Origin of the sequence: Flavobacterium sp. MDT1-60, from assembly GCF_014844035.1 — a bacterium.
Taxonomy (GTDB): domain Bacteria; phylum Bacteroidota; class Bacteroidia; order Flavobacteriales; family Flavobacteriaceae; genus Flavobacterium.
Genome location: NZ_CP062159.1, coordinates 1,786,818 through 1,813,688 on the forward strand (window position 1 = coordinate 1,786,818; position 26,871 = coordinate 1,813,688).

Below are 26,871 nucleotides of genomic sequence, written 5' to 3' on the forward strand. Positions count from 1 at the left end.
TTTGGTATTATTTTTTAGCTACAGAAACAAAATACTTATTTCCATCACCCATAGTTAATTTTACACGCTCATCGCAAAGATCGATTGCAAAATTCACACTTTCGTAACAGCTGCAAGTCGTGTTTTTGTCTTTAGACATTTCAGTTTTACAGTTATTGTTTTTGAAAGTTGCCAATTGTGGTGTGTACAAGCTAACTAAGTCTGTAGAAGCAGTAACTAGCGAAATAATACTTGCTGAATTATTGTTTGTAATTCTATAAACAATTCTATCAGTATAATTTACTTCATTTACAGTCACTTTACGAATATAAGTATAAGCAGTTGAACCTTCACCTGGCTCTTTTACTTCAAATTTAAATCCAACCGCACGAATAGCAATATCAAATTGTGATTGAGAATTTAAACTCGCCCAATTTGTTAAAGTGCTAATAGAAGGAAATGGATTTGCAGCAGCCGGAGTATTAGTTTGCGCTTGCGAACTAAAAACGGTTAAGAACATCAAGCAGATCGTGGGTAAAAATGCTTTCATATAGAATTTAATTTATAATTTTCGCCTACTCTTTCTGGTTTTCGGCCTGCCCATTTTTTATTATAACAAAACAACAACATAACGAGTAAAAAACAAAATTGTTATATGTAATTTGTTTATAAAATAATTTCGTTGCATTTGGTGAAGTGAAAATACTTCTAAAAATTTTATAAGCAAAGTTAAATGTAAGAAAATTTGAATTTTAATCTTAAAAAAATGTATTTAATCGACAATATTTGCATTTAATCGATATTTTGTCATTTTATTCTTATTGAAAATATTATTTGTATTTCTAAAATTATCTTATTTCTTAAATATACTTCGTTTGGATTACTGTTTTTTAGGCTAAATCAAAATACATGTTTCGTGCAAAATATTGATATATAGTATATTATTGATTTTATTTTAAAGAATATTGTACGTAAATTTGCAAACTCTTCAAAAGAGTTATGTAAATATAATATCTTACTACTTAAAACGTAGTTTATTCCTATGGAAAATAGAAAAAAAGTTGCTTTTTATACGCTTGGTTGCAAACTGAATTTTTCAGAGACTTCTACAATCGCCAGAAACTTCAATGATGAAGGTTTTGATCGTGTCGATTTTGAAGAAGTTGCAGACATTTATGTTATCAATACCTGTTCGGTTACAGAGAATGCTGATAAGCAATTTAAGCAGGTTGTGAAAAAAGCAATGAAATTGAATGAAAAGGCTTTTGTTGCTGCTGTGGGATGCTATGCACAATTGAAACCAGAAGAATTAGCAGCAGTTGATGGTGTTGATTTGGTTCTGGGTGCTACAGAGAAATTTAAAATTACCGATTATATTCATGACTTAAGCAAAAACGATATGGGTGAAGTACACTCCTGCGAAATTGCTGAAGCCGATTTTTATGTTGGAAGTTATTCTATTGGAGACAGAACACGTGCTTTCCTGAAAGTTCAGGACGGTTGTGATTATAAATGTACATATTGTACAATTCCATTAGCTAGAGGAATTTCACGAAGTGATGCTCTTGAAAATGTCTTGCAAAATGCTAAAGAAATTTCGACTCAAAACATTAAAGAAATTGTTTTGACCGGAGTAAATATTGGAGATTATGGAAAAGGGGAATTCGGAAATAAAAAACACGAGCATACTTTTCTTGATTTGGTTCAGGCTTTAGACAAGGTTGAGGGAATTGAACGTTTACGAATTTCATCAATCGAACCTAATTTATTGAAAAATGAAACAATTGAGTTCGTTTCTAAAAGCCGCACTTTTGTACCACATTTTCATATTCCGTTACAATCCGGAAGTAATGATATTTTAAAGCTAATGAAACGTCGTTATTTACGTGAAGTTTATACAGAACGTGTTAACAAGATTCGTGAAGTAATGCCACACGCTTGTATTGGTGTTGATGTTATTGTTGGTTTTCCTGGAGAAACAGATGAGCACTTTTTAGAAACGTATCATTTCTTAAATGAAATGGATATTTCGTATTTACATGTATTTACTTATTCTGAAAGAGATAATACAGAAGCAGCTAATATGACAGGCGTTATTCCTGCAAATGTGCGTGCAAAACGAAGCAAAATGCTTCGAGGTTTATCTGTTAAAAAACGTCGTGCTTTTTACGAAAGCCAATTAGGAACTAATAGAACGGTTCTTTTTGAAAGTGAAAACAAAGAGGGATACATTCATGGTTTTACTGAAAACTACGTTAAAGTAAAAACACCATGGAATCCGGAATTAATTAATACTTTGCAGGAAATTAATTTGACAAAAATCGATGAAGACGGAAGTGTTCGTTTAGAGTTTTTAAACAAACTGGCGGAAGCTTAAAATAATAAATGATACATGTGAAATGTAAAATATTTTATATTTCTTAAGTTGACAAAAAAGCAGAAAAGCCCTTTTATAAAAGGGCTTTTCTGCTTTTAATTTAATTCAATTTTTTTCTTAATCAATCTATAATTTTCATCATTTGGATCTTCCTTGAGGATATAAAGTATATCGTTTTCAAGAAAGACTCTCTTTTGCAGATCTTCATTATCTAATTCTTTATGTGCCGTTGGAATCAAATAGGTTTCTACGATTTGCTTCCAATTTGAATTTTGAAGTGAATAGGTTGTCATTTCATATACAGAACCATTCATTGGAGCCTGACAAACGGAAAAATCTTCTTTTCCGTCATGATTTAAATCGCCTTCATTTATTAATTGAGCTTCACAACATCCAATAATGATTGGCTTTAATTTTTTATTACTAAATGAGATTGTGTATTCATCCGGAGTTCCGTCTTCAACAGGATTCCCTTCCCCTTGTTTTGTCTGAGTAATAATTGCAAATTCATTTTTTTTATCGCCATCAAAATCTCCTTCTATTTTAGGACCAATTAAAATTCGGTTCATTTTTTCGAGTTGAGTAGATTTTGTTTCGCTTTTCGAAGAATCATTGATTTTTACATTAGAAGATGTTGCAACTTTATTCTTGTTTTTTGTATCACAGGAAAATACTAAAAAAGAAACGATAGTAAAATAAATAATTTTATTCATCCTTATTTTATGTCTTGCTCCAGTACCAACTTCAAAGAATTAATATAATCCGTGTCAAATTCAATTACTCTTATTTTTTCAGGATTGAAACTTAATTCACCTCCAAACTGACCTCTTGTATCTAAGAAATCAATGGTTAGTTCTTCATCATTCAGCTCAAGCAATTTGCCTAAGTAAGCTGATTTAGCTGATTTCTTAGAAATCTGAAAAATGCCATATTTATTGGTTAAGAAATTTGCAATCGTAGATAAATCTTTAATCGGGATAATATCTTCCGCGCTTGTTTTCAACCCTTTTAATCGGATCACTTTTTCTGTAAAGGCAAGGTCCTGATCTCTGTGAATTGCTTCGATGTTTTTGTTTTTCAGAATTACAAAACCATCCAGAATATAATCAACGGGATTGTTTCTGAGTAAAATCCAGTCATCAGAGTAGTCAATAAGAAATCCAGTAAAAATTTCCTTTTTATCTGTGAATTCTATTGCAATTAATTGTCTTAAATATTGTTCCATCATTTTTTTTTAAAATTCAAAAAATTAAATTGCTTCGCCTGTTCGCTAGCGCTCGGGTTCAAATTCCAATTTCAACTACACTTGGAATTTGGGATTTTAAAGATTGGAATTTAAATTTAAGGATTAGTAGACCAAATGCTGCTGTTTTTGATGAAGACTCTTCGGTTTAATTTAAGCTGTGCAATCAATAATTCTGCAACATCTTCAGACTGCATTACTTTTTCAGGATTACCATCTGTTAAATTTAGATCTATAGCCAAATCTGTTGCTACAGTACTCGGTGTCAATGCCGAAACGCGAATATTGTGTTTTCTCATTTCCTGCATTAAAGAATCGGTTAATCCTAAAACTGCAAATTTTGAGGCGCTGTAGGCACTTGTTAATGCATTTCCGTTCAATCCGGCAGTAGATGAAATATTGATGATATCTCCGGTTTGTCTTTCGATCATATTTGGAATAACGGCGCGGGTGGTATAATAGGTTCCCATTAAATTCACCTGAATAATTTTTTCCCAGGCAGCCGGTTCTAATTCCATGAATTTTCCAAAAGAAGCAATTCCGGCATTATTTATTAAAATATCTATTGTTTTAAATTTAGCCAATGCTTTTTCTACAGCATTATTGATAGAATTCATATCTGAAACATCCGCAGCCAGGGCCAAAGCCTTTACGCCTAAATTAGATGCTTCATCTGCCAATTGGTCGATGTCAGTTTGAGTTCTTGAAACTAAAATCACGTTTACGCCTTCTTTGGCTAAAGCAATTGCAATCGCTTTTCCAATTCCTTTTCCGGCTCCTGTAATTAGGGCATTTTTATTTTTTAAGTCTGTCATGATAGTATTTTTAAAAATGCAGAAAGCATTATTTTAGTTAGACAAAAATACAGTTTTTGCTTCCTAAAATAATGCTTTAAATGTTTTCTTAATCTAAGTTTAACAACTTTTTTATTCTTTCAGAACCATATCGATACACATTACAGCAGCCAAAATTAATTGTCTAAGCGGACTGTCCTGCGCTACAGTTTCTTCAATTTGCAATACATAATTATCCGCACTTGTAAAAAACTCTTTGCCCATTCCTGCCCATTTTTTACTTACCTGAGCAAGTTGTTTATTTTCATGGCTGAATTTAAAATCCCAACCTGTCCATTTTCCTTGCAAAGTAGCAACTGGTTTTTCATTTTTATCTAAAATCTCAAATTTTCCTCCAATAGAAAAGAATTTTTGTTTGAAGGTTCCAACCAGGCGATCTTTCTCATCAAAAATTTCAACAGTAGAACGGAAAATTGCGATACCACGCTTTACAGCAATTATTTTTTCACCAGATGCAGTTGTGATTTCAACATCAAAAGGCGTCATTCGTTTGTAATCGCTGAAACGCAATATTTTGGTGAAAAATCCCAGATTGTTTTCGCGGCAATTCATTATAATTTGATTGCTTTCCGGATTATAAATATCATAATTGTTAGCGGCTTTAAACATTCCAACGTGTTCTTTTACAAGAAATAAATTCTGATTTAAAATAGGATTCATGAAATTTTGTTTGAAATTGATTTGTACTAGAATGACTTTTGAATGATTTTTCAAAAGGAATCCAAATGTAAATAAATATTGGTTAATAATACAGATGAATTATGCTCTAAAATCAATTTTATTCTTCAGTATTGTTTTGATTGTTCTTCTTTTTTGTTGTAATAATAATAACTCCGTTTCTGCCTTGATTTCCATAAGACAAAGTAGCTTGCGGATCTTTTAGAACTTTTATCTCCTGAATGTCATTTGGATTGACTATAGAAAACTGTTTAGAATTTATTATAACTCCATCCAAAATATACAAAGGTTCATTAATAACAGATCTCGACGGAGCACAGATTATTATTCCGGTAGATTTAGTTTCTTTAGAAATTGTGTCAGAACTTGTTTTTTCTTGTGCATTCGTTGCCAAACAAATAAGCATAGCGATGCCCAATGAAAGAATTTTTACATTTTTCATGAAAGTTATTTTTGAGATTGATGTTGGAATAAATCTTTGTCAAAGTTTCGAACTCTGACAAAGATTTCTAAATAAGATTATTTTTTATCGGCAGGTTTTCCGTTTTTGGTAGTTATAATGACAACTCCTTTTTGCCTTTTTCGCCATATTTTGCAACAGCTTCCATATCCTGCAGAATAGTAATGGTTTTGATTTCCTGTTTGTTTAAAGGCGCATATGGACTCGTAGGATTATCTCCGAATAAATCATTTTCCGAATAATAAACGCCATCAATAATATATAAAGGCTCGTCTAGAACTACTAACGATTCTACGTTTTCGGGTTGTAAGTTTGGTAGTTCGGACTGCATCATTTCATCTCTTTTTGCATCGTTGCTATGAGACATTGCTTTTCCGTTTAAGATAACCAAAGGAATGGTTTTTTTAGCTTGTTCAGCTTGTTGCCCGGCTGCTTTTGCTGCAAAAGCTTCTCTTTCTACTTTTTTTGAATAGCCAAAATCAGCAACTTTGTCTTTTGCAACTGAATCTTCTTCGTCATTTACGAAACCCGAATTAACAGATTCTGAAATTGGTGCGCTTACTTCTTCATAAACTGGTGCATAAACAGTTCCTGTACCAACCGCTTCTGTAATTATAATAGCTTCGTTGCTGGCAACTGTAGTATGCTGTTCTTTTATTTGTTTGTCTAAAATTTTGACCGCTTCTGATTTCGGAACTAGTTTTGAATCTTCGACAGCAACCCCATCCTTTTTAATTTCTGAATTCTGAATTACTTCTTTTTCTGTTTCATTTACTACCACTTCTGAAGCTGGAATTGTAGTGTTTTGATCTGATTTAAAAAATTGTGTCCCTAAAGAAATTAGCAATAAAAGAGAAGCTGCAATGGCGATTTTTTTCCATAATGAAATTGCTTTTTTGTCTTCTTTTTTATCGAGTTTATCTTCAACGCGCGCCCAGACTTTGTCCATTCCCGGAAAGTTTTTTTGTTCCGAGTTGTGGGCGGCTTCTTTAAATTTATCGAATATTTTATCTTGATTGTCCATGACTACTTTGCTTTTTGATAATACAATTTGTTTACTAATTCCTTCAGCTTGGTTTTGGCTGCGTTCAACTGTGATTTTGAGGTACCTTCAGAAATGTTCAGCATTGCTGCAATTTCTTTGTGCCCAAAACCTTCAATAACAAAAAGGTTAAAAACAGTTTTGCAGCCATCCGGAATATGGTTTAGTAAATTGAGTAAATCTTCTTCTTCCAGAGAATTGATTTCTTCTGTAAAAGGTTGTGACAGCAATTTGACATCATCAAGATACATATTGAAATTGGTGTTCTTCTTGATGGTTGCCAAACAGTTATTGACGGTTATTTTTCGCGCCCACGCCTCAAAAGCCAAAATTTCTTTTAACTGATCCAGTTTTGTGAAAATGGTATAGAAAGCGTCGGCCATAGCTTCTTCTATTTCTTCTTCCTTCTTTAAGTATCGTTTGCAAACGCGATACAATTTTGGAGCCATATGCTCATACACCTGACGCTGGGCATCACGTTGCATTTTTTTGCAGTTGGAAATAATGGTTTCGTTTATCACAGTTGTTGTCTTTATACTAAAGAGAGCTTAAAAGATAAAAAGGTTGGGAAGGCGAGGAAAAAAAGTTTAGAAATGGGCGTTTATTTTTTTAAAGATACGTTTTTTTCTGAAAAGAGGTATTCTGTAGAGGCGTACAGCTGGGCGTCTCTACTTTATCAACGGTGTAGAATTACAAATGTTTTTAGCGTCGTGTCATTCCGAGGAATGAGGAATCTCCGAGAGAAACTCCTCAATCAAAATCGCCAATCTTTGTCGAGCTACTTGTGGAGATTCCTCGTTCCTCGGAATGACATAAAATGAGTTATTTCATTTGTTTTTGATACCATGCTTCAATTTTTTTAATTGAAGCTGGATCTGTTTTGGGATTACAATTTAATCCTAAATTTATTTTTGTCTGAGAAATATAAGAATTTAAAAAAATTATGGCAAAACCTCCAACTTCGCCATTTTCACTTGAAATAGTTGAGGAGAAGGTATTCATGTATCCGCAACATTTTTGTCCAGAATACATAATTGAAATTAAATATTGAATATCATTTGGTTTGACCCAATTTTCAGGAAATTCTCCACTCAATGTCACAAAATTCAGTTTTGAATCTTTGTTATATTTCTCAGTAAAAAGTGTGATAAATGATTTTGGATCTAGATCTTTTGGGGATAAAGGTTTGTAATATCTTGTTGTATTTGGACTTAAATCTTCTGTATTTATAGTTTTAGAGTTATTTTTATTTATGTTGTTTATTTTTAAATCATAAAATAGATAACTAGCAGTCAATAGTATGAAAATTATTGTTAATGAAAGAATTATTTTTTTCATAGAAGTTTTTTTACTTAACCGGCAAACTCAACTTAAAAATCTTAGTTTCCAAAAGCTCCGTATCATTATCCTCGCAAAGTAAAAACTCAATTTTGTTGTTTTCTTTTTTGTAAAAAGTCAAACCTTCAAACTTATTGGTTGAAGTTATTTTTTGTGTGAAATCGATTTTCATGGTTTTAAGATCGATTCTTCCAATGAAACTTCCTAAGATGTCACCATCATCATAGGTTGATTTGGTGTCTTCGGCAGTTGATAAAAAATAGATTTTATCTTCGACTAATATGGCATCGGTGAAACTGGAACGAACTCCTTTTATTTTTGGTAGTTTATAATTGGTTGCCACCAAAGCAAATTCTTCACCCAGACTTTTGGCATGAATGGTGAAAATAGTGTTTTTGTTGGATATTCCGTTACCGCGGTTGAATAAGTACCAGTTTTCGCCGTCGAAAATGGCACCTTCCAAATTGAAATCTTCCGGTTTTATTTCGCCGAAACTTTGCATTAAGGCATATAAATCGACTAAATCATTTTTCTGTAAAATGGTTTTCGACTTAAGATCGAAGGCAATCATTTTGTTTCGGTTGATGGTAGAGCCGGAACCAAAGACATATAAAGTATCGTTGTGATGCGTGATCGATTCGAAATCGGGTTTTATGTTTTTGGGAATGTTTTGTGACGGATTATCAATTAAAGGATGATGACTTAATTGCTGATTTTGCATATTGTATTCGTATAAAAATCCGCTGTTGTCACCTATGATATAAAGGGAATTGTTATTGAAGAATAATCCTGAAGCTGATCCGATTCCGATAATTTGAAATAATATTTCTAATGTAAATTTTTCCATGAATGTTGTTTTGAAAAAGAGTGTCTAGCCCTGATAGCAATGAAAATACTTTGAGGAGAAATTGTATTTTTTACTGACAGAACAAAGCGACCGGAGGAAGCTCTTGTTGTGGCTTGTAAAAAAACAATTTATTGAAAAAGTATTGCAATGAATAGCAGGAATATGCTTCGTAAAATTAGTATATTTATATTATAAAAAATGAAAATATGAAGTCAATTGATCCGAATGATTTTAAAGTTACAGATAAAATAAAGCTAGCCAAGATTTCGACTTTGCTCGATATTGATGCGGATGAAGAGACAAAGGAAAAAAAACTCGACAAAGTTCAGGCGAAACTAAGCGATTTGCAGGATGTGATGTATTCGCATAATAAATATGGTGTTTTGATTTGCCTGCAAGGAATGGATACCTCAGGAAAAGATAGTTTGATTCGTGAAGTTTTCAAGGAATTTAATCCGCGTGGCGTTGTGGTACACAGTTTTAAAACACCCAATTCGACGGAATTAGAACATGATTATTTATGGAGACATTATATTGCATTGCCCGAAAAAGGAAAGTTTGCCATTTTTAACCGGACGCATTATGAGAATGTTTTGGTAACACGCGTGCATCCGGAATATATTTTGGGAGAGAATTTGCCTGGAATAAATTCGGTTAAAGATATTACGCCAAAATTCTGGAAAAAAAGAATTGATCAAATTAATAATTTCGAAAAGCATATCGCTGAAAACGGAACAATCGTAATGAAGTTTTTTCTGCATTTGAGCAAAGAAGAGCAGAGACAACGTTTACTGCGCCGTTTAGAAGAAGGAAAACACAATTGGAAATTTTCTCCTGGCGATCTAAAGGAACGCGAGCATTGGGATGAATATCAAAAATATTATGAAGAAGCAATTAATAAAACTTCAACAGATTATGCGCCATGGTACGTGATTCCTGCCGATGATAAGGAAATGGCGCGTTATATTGTAGCTAAAATTATCTGGGAAGAAATGCAAAAACATACTGATATTAAAGAACCGGAGTTGGATGATAAGATTAAAGCTAATATTGAAATGTATAAAAAGGAATTGGGTGGTTAATTAGATAATTAGAAAATGTGTCAATTAGAAAATTAGATAATTTTTTTGCAATATTAAACCCGACAGGTTTTGAAGCCTGTCGGGTTTAATATTTTGTGAGAGTTCGATTTGTTTAAAATAACAAAACCCGACAGACTATGAGGATCTGTCGGGTTCATACCAAAAACAAAAGAATAAATGAACGTATTTTTATAAATTAAATCCGTAGGCAAGACGTAAAGCCACCTGATTGGTTTTGAATTTATTATAGTCCTCGTAACGGACACTGATATCAATATATTTGTTGGCGTACCCAATTCCTGGCGCCCATAAAAAAGTGGTGTCGTCATATCCGTTTGTCACGGCAAAACCCGCACCAACTTCACCTAAAACATAAAATTGATCTTCCCAAATGAAGGCTTTAAAACCTGCTTTTGCAGGAATAAATCCAAGATCTTTTTGATCAACTCCATTGTCGTCTTTTCCCATAAATAGGTTTGTAAAACCTGTAGTCAATGTCAACGATGTTCTTTTAGACAAATCGTATTGTAAACGAACATCTCCGCCAAGAGACCAATCGTAAGCATTGTCAGTTGGTAAACCTCCGTTTAAACCAAATCCCAATCTAAAACCCTGATCGTAATTTTTAATTTCACTTTCCGTATTTGCAGTTGCAGTGTCTTGAGCGAAAGTCGTGTTGGCAGATAAAAAAGCTATAGCAGCTAGGCAGATAAATTTCAGATTTCTTGAGATCATAAGGACAATTTTTTTTGAATTATTAATGTTGTAAAAGTAGTAGCGGGGTGTTTTGGGATCGTTATATAATTTTCTGAAATTGTTATATAATTTCAAAACTGGCTTTGTTTTCTGTTTTGGAATTTGGAATTTGTCCCGAGGCTTTGGGATTGGAATTTTTAATATTGGCTTATCTTTTTTAATAATACTACAGAATCCAAAAGCTTCTGATTATCTTTGCCCACTTAAAAAGAATAGAATTGAACTTAGCACAGTATACAAAGGAGTTTTCATATAATTTAAAGCTAGCATATCCTGTAATTTTAGGAATGGTAGGGCATACTTTAATAGGTATAGTTGACAATATAATGGTAGGGAAGTTAGGTAGTACTGAACTTGCTGCGGTTTCCCTAGGAAACAGTATGATTTTTATAGCAATGTCTTTAGGAATTGGTTTCTCTACAGCTATTACTCCAATTGTGGCCGAAGGTGATGCCGAGAAAAATGATACTAAAGTTCGTTCTGCTTTTCATCATGGGTTATTTTTATGTACCATTTTAGGGTTAATGCTTTTTGGCGTAATTGTTTTGGCAAAGCCAATAATGGAATTACTACATCAACCGGCTGATGTAATTGCATTGGCAAAACCTTATCTTGATTGGGTTGCTTTTTCATTAATTCCGCTAATTATGTATCAGGGATACAAACAATTTGCTGACGGAATGTCGATGACAAAATATTCGATGTACGCCATGATTATGGCAAATGTGCTGCATGTCGGTATCAATTACATGCTGATTTATGGTATTTGGATTTTTCCAAAAATGGGAATTATCGGAGCAGCTCTTGGTACTGTAATTTCAAGGATATTTTTAGTGATGTTCATGCACATAATGCTGTCAAGAAGAAATGATTTAAAGCGCTTTTTTAAGGATTTTAGTTTTCAGGAAATTAAAAAAGAAACCATAAAAAAAATAATAAACATTGGTTTTCCTTCTGCAATGCAAATGCTTTTTGAAGTAGTGTTGTTTACAGCCTCTATATGGCTTTGTGGAAATATTGGAAAAACCAGTCAGGCAGCCAATCAAATTGCACTGAGTCTGGCATCGATGACTTTTATGTTTGCCATGGGATTAAGTGTAACTTCAATGATTAGAGTAAGTAATCAAAGAGGTTTGCAGGATTTTAAAAAATTGGTGGTTGTTGCGCGTTCAATTTTTTTATTGGCGATTATACTCGAAACCATTTTTGCTATACTATTTGTTGCCTTCCATAATTACTTACCCTATATCTTTTTGAATATGGAAAATGGAGGACAGCTTCTGGACAATAATGAAGTAATCAGTATTGCATCAAAATTACTTTTGATAGCGGCTATTTTTCAAATTTCTGATGGAATACAGGTTGTGGTTTTAGGAGCACTTCGCGGTTTGCAGGATGTAAAAGTGCCAATGTATATTACTTTTGTTGCTTATTGGGTAATTGGTTTTCCGATTTCTTATTATTTAGCAGAATATACTTCGTGGAAAGCAGAGGGAGTATGGATTGGGCTTTTGGCAGGATTAACTTCTGCAGCCATATTTCTGTACATTCGTTTTCATTACTTAACCAAAAAATTAATCAATAATTCAGTTTCAAATAGTTAAATTTGAAGCATATAAAACAATAATAAAATGGAATTACCTAAATTTTTACTTGGAGACAATACTGATTTTCCGGATGATATTTTCATCGTTCACCTTGATTACCCAAGATTTATTATCAATTTAAAAGATGATGAGGTTGAATTTTTAGAAGAAGCAGAAGATCTTGATGAAGCTGAATTAAATGCTGAAATGGAAGGCCTGATCGAAAAAGCAAATGAATTTTATGACAGAGAAATAAATCGTTACGAAGAGTAGAGACCCGATGCGTCTTTACTTAATTTTGAAGTTATTTTTTTACGTTCTAAATCTTTATAATGAAAAAATTAAGTTTTTTAAAACCCATTTTTAATTTTATAGCAATCGGATTGCTAATTACTACTTTAAGTCGAATATTTTTATTTTTTCTTTTTAAAGATAGAGTTGTCGAAACACCAAATTTCTGGTACATTTTTCCAATCGGTCTTCGAATGGATTTGATTTTACTATGTTATTTGTCTTTTCTACCGGCTGTTTTAATTACTTTTCTGCCGAATAAATGGCTGAAGTTCACCAATAAATTTCTCGTAATTTATAGTTTCTTATTCTTGTTTCTGATTCTGTTTGTAGAATTGGCTTCTCCGGATTTTGTGAAACAATACGACACGCGACCGAATAAAATTTTCTTAGATTATCTTATTTATCCTAAGGAAGTTGTCGGAATGCTTTTAAAAAGTTATCTGACTTCGATTATTGTTACTTTCCTGATTTTGGGAGCTGTTATCTATTTTGCCTTCAAAAAAGGAAAAAAATATTTTTATACATCACTTGCAGATTATAAATTCAAATTGCTGATTTTTCCGTTAGTCGCTTTTTTATTGTTTTTTGGAGCGCGTTCAAGTCTTACTTCAAAACGTCCAATTAATGCCAGTAATGCTGTTTTCTCTACAGATCAACTAACAAATACTTTAGGGTTAAATTCGTTTTATACCGTAGCTTTTGCAGCGTATTCTATCAAAAATGAAGGAAACACCAAGATGTACGGTAAAATGGACGAAGCCGAAGCTATTGCGCGTGTAAAAAAATACATGATTGCCGGTCCAAATGATTTTACAGATGTGGAAATTCCGTTTCTACATGTGCAACAACCAGACTCTGTTAATAAGAAGCCTTATAATTTGGTTATTTTTCTACAAGAAAGTTTAGGTGCAGAATATGTTGGAATTTTAGGTGGAAAACCATTGACGCCAGAATTTGATAAATTATCAAAAGAAGGTTTATTGTTTACCAATTTATATTGTACCGGAACACGAAGCGTACGTGGAATTGAAGCGGTTGTGACCGGATTTTTACCATCGCCTTCTGAAAGTGTAGTGAAATTAGGAAATTCTCAACAAGGATTTTTTACACTTGCTGATGCCTTGAGACAAAAAGGGTATGACACCAGCTTTATTTATGGCGGAATGGCCAATTTTGATAACATGGCTTCATTTTTCAACGGAAATGGTTTTCAGGATATTGTCGATCAGGAAGATTTTGAATCAGATGGAAACAAATACGCTTTCAAAGGAACCTGGGGTTATTCAGATGAAGATTTGGTGACCAAAGCAAATAATTATTTTAAGACAAAGGGAGATAAACCTTTCTTTTCTTTAATGTTTTCGACTTCAAATCACGAACCTTTTGAATATCCGGCAGGAAGAATCAAGCCTTTTGATAAGACACCTGCAACTGTAAATAATGCGATGAAATACGCCGATTTTTCTATTGGGAAATTCTTCGAAATGGCTAAAAAAGAAGCGTATTTTAAAAACACAATTTTCATTGTTATCGCAGATCATAACACTAGAACATACGGTAAAAACTTAGTACCAATTAATAAATTCCATATTCCTGCTTTAATTATGGGGCCAGGAGTGAAGAAAGGTACTGTTTACAGTAATTTGGCAAGCCAGATAGATATTCCGCCAACCTTATTAGGTTATTTAGGAATTCCGTTTGAAACCCCAATGGTTGGTAGAAATTTAAATAAGTTAGATGCCAAAACGCAAGGAAGATCAATTATGCAGTTTAATGATATCAATGCATTCAGAGTAGAAAATCAGGTTGTAATTATGCAGCCTAATTTGAAACCATTGCAGTTTGAAATCAAAAATGACACAACTTTAATTCCAGTGAAATTAAATGAAGAATTAGCCAAAGACGCTTTGGCACATGTAATTACAGCTGGAAATTTGTACAAGGAAAACAAATACAAGTTAAGAGGAACTAAATAGGACCAAAGTAGCAAAGGTTCAAAGCGACAAAGGTTTTACTCTGTCCCTTTGAACCTTGCTACTTTGAACCTTTGTTAAAATAAAGTTTTAATAAAAGCTGAGCAGCTGCAAAAGGTGAAATTTCATCATTTTGCACTGCTTTTTTGTTTTGTTCTAATAGCGAAATAATTTCAGGCTCATTATAGAAGTTGAGTTTCAATTGTTCGTTGATGGTTTCCATCATCCAAAAATGATTCTGTTCTTTTCGCTTTTCAGAAAAGAAACCAGTTTGATTTGTCATTTCAACATAATCAGAAATAGTGTTCCAAATCTCTGAAATGCCTTCTTTGGTGATAGCACTGCAAGTCGTAACTTTTGGTTGCCAGTTTGATTTTTTTGGAGGAAATAAATGCAAAGCTTTATTGAATTCCAGTTTTGCCTGATTTGCTTTTTTGATATTGTCACCATCAGCTTTGTTGATGACGATGGCATCAGCCATTTCCATGATGCCGCGTTTGATGCCCTGAAGTTCATCTCCCGCACCGGAAATTTTTAGTAATAAGAAAAAATCTACCATGCTATGAACGGCGGTTTCACTTTGACCGACGCCTACCGTTTCAATAATGATGGTGTCATAACCAGCCGCTTCACACAAAATAATCGATTCACGTGTTTTTCTTGCTACGCCGCCTAAAGTATCTCCGGAAGCACTTGGTCTGATAAAAGCATTTTCGTCTTTTACCAGTTCTTCCATACGGGTTTTGTCGCCTAAAATACTCCCATGTGAAAGTGAACTACTCGGATCAACCGCCAATACAGCCACCTTTTTGCCAAGCTGTGTTAGAAAAGTTCCAAAAGCTTCAATAAAAGTACTCTTTCCAACGCCGGGAACGCCAGTAATTCCAATTCGGATTGATTTATTGGCATGTGGCAAACATCCTTTAATAACTTCATTTGCTTTTTCAGCATGTTCGGGATTGGTACTTTCGGCCAAAGTAATGGCACGGCTCAAAGCAGTTCTGTTTCCATTCAGAATTCCGGCTATTAATTCTTCTGAAGAAGGTTGTTTTCGCCTGTTTTTCTGAATTTGACTGATAGCCGATACATTGATAATTTCAGGAGGTGAAATTCCAGCTTTTTCTTGTAAACTGCTTGATTGTTTATTTGGACTTGACAAAATACTTTTTTTGGTATTGTAAAAGTACAGAAAACAAAAACAGTTTCAAAAAAGGATTTTCTTTGAAACTGTTTTAGGATAGAACACTAATTTACACGAATTAAAATATTTTGGAAGTTTACAATTAGTGTTAATTAGTGAAATTCGTGTTTAATAAGCTGCAGTAAAACGAACTTGGTGGTGTTTTGCGTTTTCGGCTTCATCAGCAATTACAACAGCCAAATCTTCTACAGAAAGAATGCTTCTTTGTTCATCATTGAATACAGGGTTTTCTAAACCTAAACGGTATTTTCCAGTTCTTCCGGTTGTGATACCCTGGTGCATTTCGAAGGCTGGACTGAAAAATGCCCAATCTAAATCTTTCTCTTCTTTTATGATGTTAAGGTAATCACGTGCAGCAGTCGCAGCAACATAATATTCTTTTGGGAAATCCGGTGTATCTACAGCTTGTAGACCTGGAGCTACAAATAAACTTCCGCCTCCGCCAATAACGATAAAACGATTTACACCTGATTTTTTTACGGCGCTCTGAACAGATTTTGAACCAGCGATAAAATCGTCGTAAATATTTGGGTTGGACCACCCTGAATTATACGCACTGATCACTAAATCATTTCCTTTTAGAATTGCGGCTAATTCATCTGAGTTAAAAATATCAGCTGCTACCCAATTCACATTTGCTGTTTCTTTTGGCGTTCTTGCAATGGCTGTAATTTCATGATTTCTGCTTGTTAATTCATTTAAGATGGCTGAGCCAACAAATCCTGTTGCTCCAATAAGTGCGATTTTCATAGTATATAATTTTAATTAGTAATAAAAAATGTTACAGTTTTATGTAAAAAAAAGTTTAGAATTGATTCGAAAAATCTTCTAAGGAGATGTCATTCAATTGCAAACTAATTTTTTGATTCATATCCGCATATAAAGCGGTTAAATTTTGATTGATTTTTTTTCCAACAGGACAATCCGGATTGGGCTGATTTTTGGCATATCCCAGATTAATAGTTTCAAAAGTCATTTCAAATATTTCTTTCAAAGTAAGATTTGATGGATCTACGGCTAATTTTGTTCCGCCATTTTTACCTTCTTTACTTTCTACAATATGATGTGCTTTTAAATTGGCAATTTCTTTTCGCACCAAAACAGGGTTCAGGTTAATACTTCCTGCAATATATTCAGATGATAAATAATCATTTGGATATTTAGTGAGTAAAGTAAGAATGTGAATCGTTATGGCAAATTTACCTGAAAGCATACTGTAATAAAATATGTTACAAATATAATGAGTTTTATAATGCAAAAAATAATTTTAACTTTTTTTTAGTTCTTGGTAATTAGTTCTTAGTACTTAGCCTAGTGAGTTTCTTTAAAGATCATTTCATTAAGTTTTCAAAAGAATCAGACAATTACTTATTCATAATAACTAAGACTATTTACTAATGACTAAGCACTAATTACTAAATTATAAATCCTTATTTTTGTCCTGAACCTACGCTATGAACAACTTTATTCAGATATTCTTCTTTTTGTTTTTAGGATTGCTTTTGCAAAATGTAAAGCGGTTTCCAACCCATATTTATAAAAGCATTAATAAAATTGTCATTTACGTATGCTTACCCGCTATCACTTTATACCACATTCCGAAAATAAAATGGAACAATGATTTGTTGTTTCCAATAGGAGCAGGCTGGATTAGTTTTTTCCTGGCTTTTATTTTCTTTCATTTTTTAGGGCGACGATTAGGTTGGTCTAATAAACTCATTGGTTGTCTGGTTCTAACAGCCGGATTAAGTAACTCCTCTTTTTTGGGTTACCCTATAGTGGAAGCTTTATTTGGAAAAAAAGGCTTAGAAACGGCTATTTTGGTGGATCAACCGGGTACTTTTGTTGTCGTTTCAACTTTGGGTGTTTTTGTTGCCGCATTTTATTCTAAAGGAAGTCCGGATGCGTGGAGTATTATTAAAAAAGTACTTTTCTTTCCGCCTTTTATTACGTTTGTAGTGGCCTGCTCTTTAAATGTTTTTCAATATGATTTAGACTTAAATGTTCAATCTGTTTTATTGAAAGTGGGTACTTTGGTTACGCCATTGGCTTTATTTTCTGTCGGATTGCAATTAAATTTTGATCGAAAAAGCCAGCATTGGCGATTTTTACGATTAGGGCTTTTCTTCAGACTTGTCGTCACGCCTTTTATTATTATGGTTTTATATGTTTTTATTTTCAATCAGCATTCTGAAGCGATTAAAATAACGATTATAGAAATAGCAATGGCACCGATGATCACCGGTGCGATTTTAGCCTCAACTTATGGTTTAAAACCAAAATTAAGCAGTATGATGATTGGTTTCGGAATCCCGATATCTTTTATTACCCTTGCTATTTGGTACTTTATTGTTGGCTTCATATAATATGTTTTGAGCTGTTTTAGTGGGTTAGAATAAAATTGATAGAAAAAGTAGAGTTTAGTTTTTTTAATTATATTTTTTAGTAATTTTAGAGGAACTAAAAAAATATAATTATGTCAACATTAAGATTAGGCGATATAGCTCCGGATTTTTATGCAGAAACCACTGAAGGACCAATCAATTTTCATGAATGGTTAGGAGATTCATGGGGTGTTTTATTTTCGCATCCATCAGATTTCACTCCCGTTTGTACAACAGAACTGGGAACAGTAGCCAATTATCTTCCTGAATTTACAAAGAGAAATACAAAGGTTATAGCTTTGAGTGTAGATGGTTTAGAGTCACACAAAGAATGGATTAAAGATATTAATGAAACTCAAAATACAACCGTAAATTTCCCGATAATTGCAGATGAAGATAAAAAAATAGCAACATTATATGATATGCTGCATCCAAATGCAAGTGATAAATTTACAGTGCGTTCTGTTTTTGTAATTGGTGCCGATAAAAAAATCAAACTGACTTTAACGTACCCGGCATCAACAGGAAGAAATTTTGACGAATTGCTTCGCGTTATTGATAGTTTGCAATTAACTGCAAATTACAGCGTAGCAACTCCTGCAAATTGGAAAGATGGTGAAGATGTAGTAATTACACCAGCGGTTCCGGATAGTGATATTCCGGCGAAATTCCCAAAAGGGCATACGCCAATAAAACCGTATTTGCGTATGACACCGCAACCCAACAAGTAAGGTTCTAAGATACTAAGGTTCTGAGATTCTAAGATTTCTTAAAGAGGTAAAACCTTAGGACCTTAGTATCTCAGAATCTTAGAACTTTTACTAAGTTCTCTTCATCAACTCACTCATTCTTTTTTTGTCTCCGACTACCCAGATAATATCATTTTTTCCTAACACGATATTCGATTCCGGGTTTAAGATTCGATTTCCGTTTCTTTCAATTCCAACAACCATTCCACCCGTTTTTCCTCTAAACTGACCGATGCTTTTATCAATAAACTCCTCTTGAGAAACTTCAAGCTGACGCAATACAATTTGAGATTCTTCAACTGATGCCGGCGCTTCAAGTTCGTTGTGATTTAAATATTTTGCAAACTCAGTTACTTGTGCATCCGTACCAATTACACATACTTCATCACCAGGGAATAAACGTTCATTTTTAGTTGGGATAGAAATCATAACATCACCTCGTTTTATATACGCGATATTAATTCCCATTTGCTCACGAATACGCAGTTCTTCCAATGTTTTTCCAGCCAGATTAGATTCTTTTCCAATATCAAAAAACGACATGTGACCGTCCCAGGGCATTAAGTTGGCGTAACGTCTGTCTATTTTTTTGTTTTCACGATCGTTTAGGTTCTTTAAAAAATGACTTTCAATTCTATGATATTGTTCATTTAGTTTTTTAGGGAATATTTGGTAAACCGCAATCGCGATTATCAGGGCAACAAAAGCAACCAATGGTGAAAAGAAAATATTCAGTAAGAAACCAATAAAAAACAATCCTAAACTCATCCTGATCAAAATCATCATCAACAGTGCTCCACGGTATTTACGCTCTTCCCAAAGTAATTCTACTTCTTCATCGGCTATGCGTCGGAGTGAAAGAGCCCACAGAAAAGGAGCAATAATAACCAATGTTATCAGTGCTGCTAATGTATTTCCAAATCTGGTGTCAGCCACTAAAGGTGCTACAAATTTTGATGATAATAAAATGACAGCAGCAATTATAATTGTATGTAAAACGATTTGTATAATATAAGCATTTAGAACTTTCTGCCAGATACTAACCGATTTTATGGCTTGTGCATTGACGCTATAACGGTTAATATTTTTTACCCATTTTCGAGGTAATTTGTGCTCCAGAAAATTTGAAAAAGGAACGGCATATTTTACCATAAAAGGCGTGGTAAATGTTGTTATAGCAGAAACTGCTACCACAACCGGATATAAAAATGAACTCGTAACATTTAAAGTCATTCCTAACGTGGCAATGATAAACGAGAATTCCCCAATTTGAGACAAACTCATTCCGGTTTGTACGGATTGCTTCAGAGGCTGTCCGGCAAGTAAAGCTCCAATTGTAGAACTTACAGATTGACCAACAATAGTAACAAGTGTTAAAATAGCAACGGGAAGCGCATGTGTATATAACATTTTAGGATCTATTAACATTCCAACCGATACGAAGAAAATCGCCCCAAATAAATCTTTTACAGGTTTTATTAAATGCTCAATATGTTCTGCTTGTGTGGTTTCAGCAATAATAGATCCCATGATGAAAGCGCCTAAAGCCGGCGAAAAGCCAACATTCGAAGCAAAACTAACCATCATTAAACATAAGGCTAACGAAATAATCAGCAACATCTCATCCGTTAACAAGTGCTTTGTTTTTTTTAGCAATGTCGGGATAAAAAAGATTCCGCCTAAAAACCAAACGGTTAAAAAGAAAACCAGTTTTAATACAGACATCATCAGTTCGCTTCCGGAAAATTGCTGACTTACTGCAATAGTAGAAAGTAAAACCATCATTAAAATGGCCACAATATCCTGAACAATAAGCGATCCGATAACAATTCCGGCAAACTTTTGTGCCTTAACACCCAATTCATCAAAGGTTTTTAGAATAATTGTTGTTGATGAAATAGATAAAATAACGCCAAGAAAAATACTATCCATAGAGGCCCATCCCATCCATTGTCCGACGAGATAACCAATAATGACCATGGTAATAATTTGGGTAATAGCGGTAATAGAAGCCGTACCGCCGACCTTCATTAATTTTTTAAAGCTAAATTCGAGTCCCAAACTAAACAACAAAATGATCACACCAATCTCGGCCCAAACTTCCACACTTTTCATTTCAGTAATTGATGGGAAAAAATCAAAATGATTTCCTGCTAAAAAACCAGCAATCAAATACCCTAAAACCAAAGGCTGCTTCATTTTTTTAAAAATTAAAACAGCAATTCCGGCAGTGATAAGGATTAATCCCAAATCACTAATTAATGGTTTCAAATGGTGTGTAGTTTCAGCAGCAGCGTATAAGGCAATCATAAAGTGGTATTTTTTGTTCAGGAGCTAATCCAGCTTTCCATTTCAAGCTTTTATTCAAAAAACATATTTTAAAGTAGTTACAGGAGCTTCCGTTGGTCGCTCTGTACCTACAAAAAAATATAGTTTTTTTCACAAAAGGCTTTTCATTGCAAATGAAATTCACTGAACTCCTATGAAAATAAAAGTTAAGTGAAGTAATCTGGGCTAGTTCCCAATCGGATTTATAGGGAATAAAAAAAGCTATCGTTAAAGATAGCTTTTTTTGGTAAAATATTTTAGGGTTTCTTTAAATTCCTGTGAAATTTGCAGGTGTTATCTGCATCAATTCTGCTTTAATTGCATCAGAAACTTCTAAAGTCGCAATAAAATTATGAATTGCTTTTTTGTCAATCGCTTCATTTGTTCTTGTCAAACCTTTCAAAGCTTCGTATGGGTTTGGATACGCTTCACGACGTAAGATCGTCTGAATTGCCTCAGCAACAACTGCCCAGTTTTTCTCTAAATCTTCAGCAAATTTTGCCTCGTTTAATAACAATTTGTTTAAACCTTTCAATGACGCTTCAAAAGCTATAATAGTGTGCCCTATCGGAACACCAATATTACGTAAAACGGTACTGTCAGTCAAATCACGCTGTAATCTTGAAACTGGTAATTTAGCTGCTAAATGCTCAAAAATAGCATTTGCAATTCCTAAGTTTCCTTCAGAATTTTCAAAATCAATTGGGTTCACTTTATGTGGCATTGCAGAAGATCCAATTTCGCCTGCTTTGATTTTTTGTTTAAAGTAATCCATTGAAACATACGTCCAGATATCACGATCTAAATCGATAATGATAGTGTTGATTCTTTTTAAAGCATCAAAAAATGCTGCAAAATGATCGTAATGTTCAATTTGAGTGGTTGGAAAAGAGTGGTGTAAACCAAGATCTGTTTCTACAAATTTATTTCCGAATTGTTTCCAGTCAATCTGTGGATAAGCAACATGGTGTGCATTATAGTTTCCTGTTGCACCACCAAATTTAGCGGCAAACGGAATGTTGAATAACAAACGCATTTGCTCTTCTAAACGCTCTACAAAAACAAGTATTTCTTTACCCAAACGAGTAGGAGAAGCCGGCTGTCCGTGCGTACGCGCCAACATCGGAATATCCTTCCATTCCACGCTTAATTCTTTTAATTTAGAAATTAAAGTAATTAAAGATGGCATATAAACCTGCTCAAAAGCTTCTTTTGTAGAAAGCGGAATTGCAGTGTTGTTAATGTCCTGAGATGTTAATCCGAAGTGAATGAACTCTTTGTATTGAGACAAACCTAATTTTTCAAAAGCATCTTTGATAAAGTATTCTACCGCTTTTACGTCGTGGTTGGTAACTTTTTCCGTTTCTTTAATCCAAAGCGCGTCTTCAGTTGAGAATTTTTTATAAATGTCACGTAAACTGTCAAATAAATTTGGGTTTACACCTGAAAGTTGTGGCAATGGCACTTCGCATAAAGCAATAAAGTACTCGATTTCAACCAATACTCGATATTTGATTAAAGCTTCTTCAGAGAAAAAAGGCGCTAATGAAAGGGTTTTGCTTCTATATCTTCCGTCAATTGGTGATATAGCATTCAATTCGTTTAAAGTAGTCATTGTTATGTTGTTTGTTCGAAAGGTGCAAATATAAACAGAATTTGCGGATTAAACAGACAAAAGATCAAACACAAATTTCACTAATTGTCACGAAAAAATGCTGTTGTGGCACTGTAAACAACATTAAGACAATGAAAGTATTCAATTTTGTGAATAATAAAATTAGTGTAATCCGTGAAATTAGTGTTCACCTTTTAATCGTTCTCTTAATTCGGCAACTCCTTCCGAAGCAACCTTTGCAATAACTTCAACTTTATTTTGAATATTCGGAATCGCAATTGGCTTTGGATCAATATAGAAAACCGGTGTAATACTATAAGTATAGGATATCAGTCCAGCCGCAGGATAAACTTGCAATGACGTTCCGATGACAGCAAAATAATCTGCTGTTTCTGTAATTTCGATTGCTTCTTCAAGCGCTGGAACATCTTCGCCAAACCAAACAATATGGGGTCGCAACTGATGTCCGTTTTGGTCTAAATCTCCAGTATATAAATCTTCGGTCCAATCGAGAATATGATTTCTGTTTTGAACACTTCGTACTTTTAATAATTCGCCATGTAAATGCAAAACCTTTGTGCTGCCGGCACGTTCGTGCAAATCATCAACATTTTGAGTAATAATATGAACGTCAAAATCCTGTTCTAATTCGACTAAAATTTTGTGACCTAAATTCGGTTCTACTTCTTTAAGCTGTTGACGTCTTTTATTATAAAAATCCAAAACTAATTCCTGATTTTTGCGCCAACCCTCAGGAGTTGCTACTTCCATTACATCATGTCCTTCCCACAAACCATCGCTGTCACGAAAGGTTTTAATGCCACTTTCTGCGCTGATTCCCGCTCCGGTTAAAACAACTAATTTCTTTTTCATCTTATTTAATTAAAAGATAAAAATAGTAATTTACATATCCAATTCTTCGAAAAAACGGAGTTTATAACACAATTTCTTTTAGTATTTGGGATGCTGATAAAAGCGTATTTCTACTTATTGTGCCAGTCTTATAAATTATTTAGCTTTAATGGGAATAAAAATAAAGCCAATTTTCGATGATTTTAATTCAATTTACAGGATTATCAGGTTCGGGTAAAACGACATTAGCAGAAAATGTTCGGCATTTGTTAATTGAAAAAGGTTATAAAGTTGAAATAATTGATGGTGATGTTTACAGAAAGACCATTTGTAAAGATTTAGGTTTTTCTAAAGAGGACAGATGCGAAAATGTCAGACGCCTTTTTAATTTAGGACAAAATTTTATTAGTAAGGATACAATTGTCTTGATGTCAGTAATAAATCCTTATGAAAACCTGAGAAATGAATTGCGGTCCTATGAATTTGTCAGAACGGTTTTTCTGGATTGTTCCATAAATAATTTGATAAAAAGAGATCCAAAAGGATTGTATAAAAAAGCATTATTACCAGATCACGATAGCAACAAAATAAATAATTTCACAGGAATAAGTGATGTGTTTGAGACTCCCTCACGAGCAGATTTGGTGCTAAAAACAGATTTTGAAACAGTGCCTTCTTCAACTGATAAATTATACAAATTTATTATTACCAATTTATCTTAACTTATAAAAAGTATATGAATCCTTCTTTCAGCAAACTTCCGATTTCCTTTTCAATAGATAAATTACAAAAAGAACTTGCTAAATGCGAAACGGATTTATGGACTCCTCATTTTAATACCAATCGATATGAGGGCAATTGGACAAGCGTTTCTTTAAGATCGCAATCCGGTTTGGTAAATGACATTACCTCTTTTGCAAATAAAGCCTATATAAATACAGATTTGCTTGATCGTTGTCCATATTTTAAGAAAATAATGGATTGGTTTCAATGTGAAAAAGAAGCAGTGCGATTACTTAGATTAGGTCCACAAAGTGAAATAAAAGAACATGTTGACAATGATACTTCTTATGAAGATGGATTTTTTAGAATTCATATTCCCATTATAACAAATGCAGAAGTTTTCTTTTATGTGGATAAAAAACAGGTTCCAATGCAAATGGGGGAGTGTTGGTACGCCAATTTTCAGCTTCCGCATAGCATAGAAAACAAAAGCGCTGAACCGCGTATTCATCTTACACTTGATTGTATTAGAAATGGCTGGTCTGATACATTATTTACAGAAATGGGTTTTGACATACAATACTCTAATGAAAAAGCACAATATTCAGATGAAGTAAAACAACAAATTATTGCTGAACTTTCTCGAAATCCATCAGAAGTTAACGCTAAAATTATTGCTGATTTATTAGCAGAATAAATAGAAAAAATGGAAAATAGAAATCACCCTCTTTCAAACTGGATTCCGTATAAGTTAATCGAAAAAGATAACGAGGTTTATTTTGAATGGATTTATCTGGGAGATCTAAAATATGCTGACCCTTTTTTTGAAGAAACAATTTCAAAATGCTGGAAACATTCATATAACTCAAAGCCATTTAAGGTCATTACAACTGCAGAAAATCTTATTGATTGGTCTAATCAATTAATTTCTGTTGAGCTCAAGTCACTAATATTTCATGTATCACGTTGCGGTTCTACCATGTTGAGTCAGTCTTTGGCAACTTCTTCGGATAATGTTATGATTTCTGAGGCCCCCATTATAGATGAGATTCTGAGATGTAATCGTTTTGATTTAGGTAAAAAAGGTATTCTTTTAAAATCGGTACTTGCATTATTGGGACAAAAACGATTTCCGGAACAAAAGAATTTAATTATAAAGTTGGATGCCTGGCATATCTTTAATGCCAATTTTTTGAGATCAATTTTTCCTGAAATACCTTTTGCATTGCTTTACAGAAATCCGGATGAAGTTTTAAGATCACATCAAAAAAAGACAGGAATGCATATGATTCCTAATGTATTACCACCTGCTATTTTTGGAATTAAAGCTAAAGAAATTAATGAAATTAATTTTCAACAATATGGAGCTTTGGTTTTAGAAAAATATTTCCAGGGCTTTCTCGATTTTTATCAAAAAGATCAGAATGTTATCAAGCTTAATTACAATGAAGGAATGCAAAGTGTTATAGAAAATTTCCTTTCTTTTATTGATGCCAATTATCCTGTGGGCGAACTTGATAAAATGTATTCACGTTTAAAAAGGCATTCTAAAGATGAAAGTGCCATTTTTAAAGGCGATATTTATAAAGAAGAAAAATTACAAATAGATTTTACCAATGTTAATAGGTTACATGAAAAATTGAACAATACTTTTGTTGAACATGTTGTACGTTGAAAATACGAATGAATTTTTCTTTCTATTTTATTTATAATGTATTTTTGCGCCAAACTCAAATAAAATGATTGATTTAGATTACCTGGCATTTCTTGAAAATATATTAACAGACAATCGCAAAGAAAGATTTTTGAATGTACTGGGAAACCGCACAAAGCATTTTACAATTGTGGTCGAAGATGTTTTTCAGATGCACAATACAAGTGCCGTAATGCGCAGTTGCGAAGTTTTCGGAATTCAGGAATTGAATGTAATCGAACAACGTTACGGAAAAAAAATCGACAAAGAAATTGCAATGGGCGCTCAAAAATGGGTGGATATCAATCAGTTTGATTCCATTACAAAATGCGTTTCTACTTTAAAAAATCAGGGCTATCAAATTATTGCTACAACACCGCACGAAAATGATTGTTTGTTGGAAGATTTTGATATTACAAAACCAAGTGCCTTATTCTTCGGAACAGAAAGAGACGGATTGTCGGAAGAAATTCTGGAAAAAGCCGATGGTTTTCTTAAAATCCCGATGGTTGGTTTTACAGAGAGTTTGAATATTTCGGTTTCAGCTGCAATCATCATTCAAAATTTAACCAACAGATTGCGAAATTCAGATATCAAATGGCAATTATCAGAAGAAGAAATTCTGGAGAAACGTTTGGCTTGGGCCAAGAATTCAATCAAGGATATTAAACGAATTGAGGCACGTTATTACGAGGAAAATCCCAGATAATATTGTTTATGAGTTTCCTGCAAGGTTTCCAAAACCTTGTAGGTATTTTTGAAAGCCTATAATTTAAACCTACAAGGTTTTGGAAACCTTGCAGGTTGTAAAAGTGAT

The 26,871-nt window shown here is 33.5% G+C and carries 28 protein-coding genes; 11 read left to right on the forward strand and 17 right to left on the reverse strand.

Annotated features, from left to right (window positions below; genetic code table 11):
* Positions 1-7: 7 nt before the first annotated feature.
* A complete protein-coding gene (locus IHE43_RS07700; protein ID WP_192187386.1) occupies positions 8-529 on the reverse strand; it encodes a hypothetical protein in 522 nt (173 codons plus the stop codon).
* A gap of 492 nt (positions 530-1,021) precedes the next feature.
* Between IHE43_RS07700 and mtaB the strand changes: the two genes are divergently transcribed.
* Positions 1,022-2,356 (forward strand): tRNA (N(6)-L-threonylcarbamoyladenosine(37)-C(2))-methylthiotransferase MtaB, encoded by a 1,335-nt coding sequence (gene mtaB / locus IHE43_RS07705; RefSeq protein WP_192187387.1) that lies wholly within the window; start codon positions 1,022-1,024, stop codon positions 2,354-2,356.
* A gap of 95 nt (positions 2,357-2,451) precedes the next feature.
* On the opposite strand, the gene IHE43_RS07710 is transcribed toward mtaB, so the two are convergent.
* The 9 genes from IHE43_RS07710 to IHE43_RS07750 form a co-directional block, all read right to left on the reverse strand.
* On the reverse strand, positions 2,452-3,069 hold the full coding sequence (locus IHE43_RS07710) for a hypothetical protein (RefSeq protein WP_192187388.1): 618 nt from the start codon (positions 3,067-3,069) through the stop codon (positions 2,452-2,454).
* 2 nt (positions 3,070-3,071) lie between these two features.
* Positions 3,072-3,581 (reverse strand): hypothetical protein, encoded by a 510-nt coding sequence (locus tag IHE43_RS07715; RefSeq protein WP_192188179.1) that lies wholly within the window; start codon positions 3,579-3,581, stop codon positions 3,072-3,074.
* A 116-nt stretch (positions 3,582-3,697) separates the two neighbouring features.
* Positions 3,698-4,414, reverse strand: coding sequence for a 3-ketoacyl-ACP reductase (locus IHE43_RS07720; protein WP_192187389.1), 717 nt, complete (start codon positions 4,412-4,414; stop codon positions 3,698-3,700).
* A 111-nt stretch (positions 4,415-4,525) separates the two neighbouring features.
* Complete coding sequence (locus IHE43_RS07725) at positions 4,526-5,113, reverse strand: phospholipid scramblase-related protein (RefSeq protein ID WP_192187390.1); 588 nt, start codon at positions 5,111-5,113, stop codon at positions 4,526-4,528.
* A gap of 118 nt (positions 5,114-5,231) precedes the next feature.
* A complete protein-coding gene (locus IHE43_RS07730) occupies positions 5,232-5,573 on the reverse strand; it encodes a TonB-dependent receptor plug domain-containing protein (RefSeq protein WP_192187391.1) in 342 nt (113 codons plus the stop codon).
* A gap of 112 nt (positions 5,574-5,685) precedes the next feature.
* The gene (locus IHE43_RS07735; RefSeq protein WP_225585438.1) at positions 5,686-6,615 is read right to left on the reverse strand and encodes a hypothetical protein; all 930 of its coding nucleotides are present in this window, start codon (positions 6,613-6,615) and stop codon (positions 5,686-5,688) included.
* A gap of 2 nt (positions 6,616-6,617) precedes the next feature.
* Positions 6,618-7,118 carry an RNA polymerase sigma factor gene (locus IHE43_RS07740; protein ID WP_192187392.1) on the reverse strand — a complete coding sequence of 167 codons (501 nt, stop codon included), beginning with the start codon at positions 7,116-7,118 and terminating at the stop codon, positions 6,618-6,620.
* A gap of 337 nt (positions 7,119-7,455) precedes the next feature.
* The gene (locus IHE43_RS07745) at positions 7,456-7,971 is read right to left on the reverse strand and encodes a hypothetical protein (protein WP_192187393.1); all 516 of its coding nucleotides are present in this window, start codon (positions 7,969-7,971) and stop codon (positions 7,456-7,458) included.
* A 10-nt stretch (positions 7,972-7,981) separates the two neighbouring features.
* The gene (locus tag IHE43_RS07750) at positions 7,982-8,818 is read right to left on the reverse strand and encodes a hypothetical protein (protein WP_192187394.1); all 837 of its coding nucleotides are present in this window, start codon (positions 8,816-8,818) and stop codon (positions 7,982-7,984) included.
* 206 nt (positions 8,819-9,024) lie between these two features.
* Here IHE43_RS07750 and IHE43_RS07755 point away from each other — a divergent pair, with 206 nt between their 5' ends.
* A complete protein-coding gene (locus IHE43_RS07755; RefSeq protein ID WP_192187395.1) occupies positions 9,025-9,900 on the forward strand; it encodes a PPK2 family polyphosphate kinase in 876 nt (291 codons plus the stop codon).
* 189 nt (positions 9,901-10,089) lie between these two features.
* Here IHE43_RS07755 and IHE43_RS07760 read toward each other — a convergent pair whose 3' ends face one another.
* Positions 10,090-10,635: a hypothetical protein gene (locus IHE43_RS07760; protein ID WP_192187396.1), complete on the reverse strand. Its 546-nt coding sequence runs from the start codon at positions 10,633-10,635 to the stop codon at positions 10,090-10,092.
* A 239-nt stretch (positions 10,636-10,874) separates the two neighbouring features.
* Between IHE43_RS07760 and IHE43_RS07765 the strand changes: the two genes are divergently transcribed.
* The 3 genes from IHE43_RS07765 to IHE43_RS07775 are packed head-to-tail and all read left to right on the forward strand — an operon-like array spanning position 10,875 to position 14,512.
* Positions 10,875-12,260, forward strand: coding sequence for an MATE family efflux transporter (locus IHE43_RS07765; RefSeq protein ID WP_192187397.1), 1,386 nt, complete (start codon positions 10,875-10,877; stop codon positions 12,258-12,260).
* A 27-nt stretch (positions 12,261-12,287) separates the two neighbouring features.
* Entirely contained in the window at positions 12,288-12,515 is a 228-nt protein-coding gene (locus IHE43_RS07770; protein ID WP_056196313.1) for a hypothetical protein, read from the forward strand.
* A 59-nt stretch (positions 12,516-12,574) separates the two neighbouring features.
* Entirely contained in the window at positions 12,575-14,512 is a 1,938-nt protein-coding gene (locus IHE43_RS07775; protein ID WP_192187398.1) for an LTA synthase family protein, read from the forward strand.
* Between the two features lie 58 nt (positions 14,513-14,570).
* On the opposite strand, the gene meaB is transcribed toward IHE43_RS07775, so the two are convergent.
* The 3 genes from meaB to IHE43_RS07790 all read right to left on the reverse strand — a co-directional run bounded on the left by meaB (position 14,571) and on the right by IHE43_RS07790 (position 16,923).
* The gene (meaB, locus tag IHE43_RS07780; RefSeq protein ID WP_192187399.1) at positions 14,571-15,668 is read right to left on the reverse strand and encodes a methylmalonyl Co-A mutase-associated GTPase MeaB; all 1,098 of its coding nucleotides are present in this window, start codon (positions 15,666-15,668) and stop codon (positions 14,571-14,573) included.
* 150 nt (positions 15,669-15,818) lie between these two features.
* Entirely contained in the window at positions 15,819-16,460 is a 642-nt protein-coding gene (locus IHE43_RS07785; protein ID WP_192187400.1) for an NAD(P)-dependent oxidoreductase, read from the reverse strand.
* Between the two features lie 55 nt (positions 16,461-16,515).
* Positions 16,516-16,923: an Rrf2 family transcriptional regulator gene (locus tag IHE43_RS07790; protein ID WP_192187401.1), complete on the reverse strand. Its 408-nt coding sequence runs from the start codon at positions 16,921-16,923 to the stop codon at positions 16,516-16,518.
* A 241-nt stretch (positions 16,924-17,164) separates the two neighbouring features.
* Here IHE43_RS07790 and IHE43_RS07795 point away from each other — a divergent pair, with 241 nt between their 5' ends.
* Both IHE43_RS07795 and IHE43_RS07800 read left to right on the forward strand, forming a co-directional pair.
* Positions 17,165-18,076 (forward strand): AEC family transporter, encoded by a 912-nt coding sequence (locus IHE43_RS07795; protein WP_192187402.1) that lies wholly within the window; start codon positions 17,165-17,167, stop codon positions 18,074-18,076.
* Between the two features lie 110 nt (positions 18,077-18,186).
* On the forward strand, positions 18,187-18,825 hold the full coding sequence (locus IHE43_RS07800; RefSeq protein WP_192187403.1) for a peroxiredoxin: 639 nt from the start codon (positions 18,187-18,189) through the stop codon (positions 18,823-18,825).
* Positions 18,826-18,915: 90 nt separating this feature from the next.
* Here the strand turns inward: IHE43_RS07800 and IHE43_RS07805 are convergent, their stop codons facing one another.
* From IHE43_RS07805 to IHE43_RS07815, 3 genes are all read right to left on the reverse strand, one after another.
* A complete protein-coding gene (locus IHE43_RS07805) occupies positions 18,916-21,153 on the reverse strand; it encodes a cation:proton antiporter (protein ID WP_192187404.1) in 2,238 nt (745 codons plus the stop codon).
* 286 nt (positions 21,154-21,439) lie between these two features.
* Complete coding sequence (gene purB / locus IHE43_RS07810; protein WP_192187405.1) at positions 21,440-22,786, reverse strand: adenylosuccinate lyase; 1,347 nt, start codon at positions 22,784-22,786, stop codon at positions 21,440-21,442.
* Between the two features lie 180 nt (positions 22,787-22,966).
* Positions 22,967-23,659 carry an NAD-dependent deacylase gene (locus tag IHE43_RS07815; protein WP_192187406.1) on the reverse strand — a complete coding sequence of 231 codons (693 nt, stop codon included), beginning with the start codon at positions 23,657-23,659 and terminating at the stop codon, positions 22,967-22,969.
* A gap of 176 nt (positions 23,660-23,835) precedes the next feature.
* Here IHE43_RS07815 and cysC point away from each other — a divergent pair, with 176 nt between their 5' ends.
* From cysC to IHE43_RS07835, 4 genes are all read left to right on the forward strand, one after another.
* Positions 23,836-24,360, forward strand: a complete 525-nt coding sequence (cysC, locus tag IHE43_RS07820) for an adenylyl-sulfate kinase (RefSeq protein ID WP_192187407.1) — start codon at positions 23,836-23,838, stop codon at positions 24,358-24,360.
* 14 nt (positions 24,361-24,374) lie between these two features.
* Positions 24,375-25,058 (forward strand): aspartyl/asparaginyl beta-hydroxylase domain-containing protein, encoded by a 684-nt coding sequence (locus IHE43_RS07825; RefSeq protein ID WP_192187408.1) that lies wholly within the window; start codon positions 24,375-24,377, stop codon positions 25,056-25,058.
* 9 nt (positions 25,059-25,067) lie between these two features.
* Positions 25,068-26,036: a sulfotransferase family protein gene (locus tag IHE43_RS07830; protein ID WP_192187409.1), complete on the forward strand. Its 969-nt coding sequence runs from the start codon at positions 25,068-25,070 to the stop codon at positions 26,034-26,036.
* A 64-nt stretch (positions 26,037-26,100) separates the two neighbouring features.
* Positions 26,101-26,763: an RNA methyltransferase gene (locus IHE43_RS07835; protein ID WP_192187410.1), complete on the forward strand. Its 663-nt coding sequence runs from the start codon at positions 26,101-26,103 to the stop codon at positions 26,761-26,763.
* Positions 26,764-26,871 lie beyond the last annotated feature (108 nt).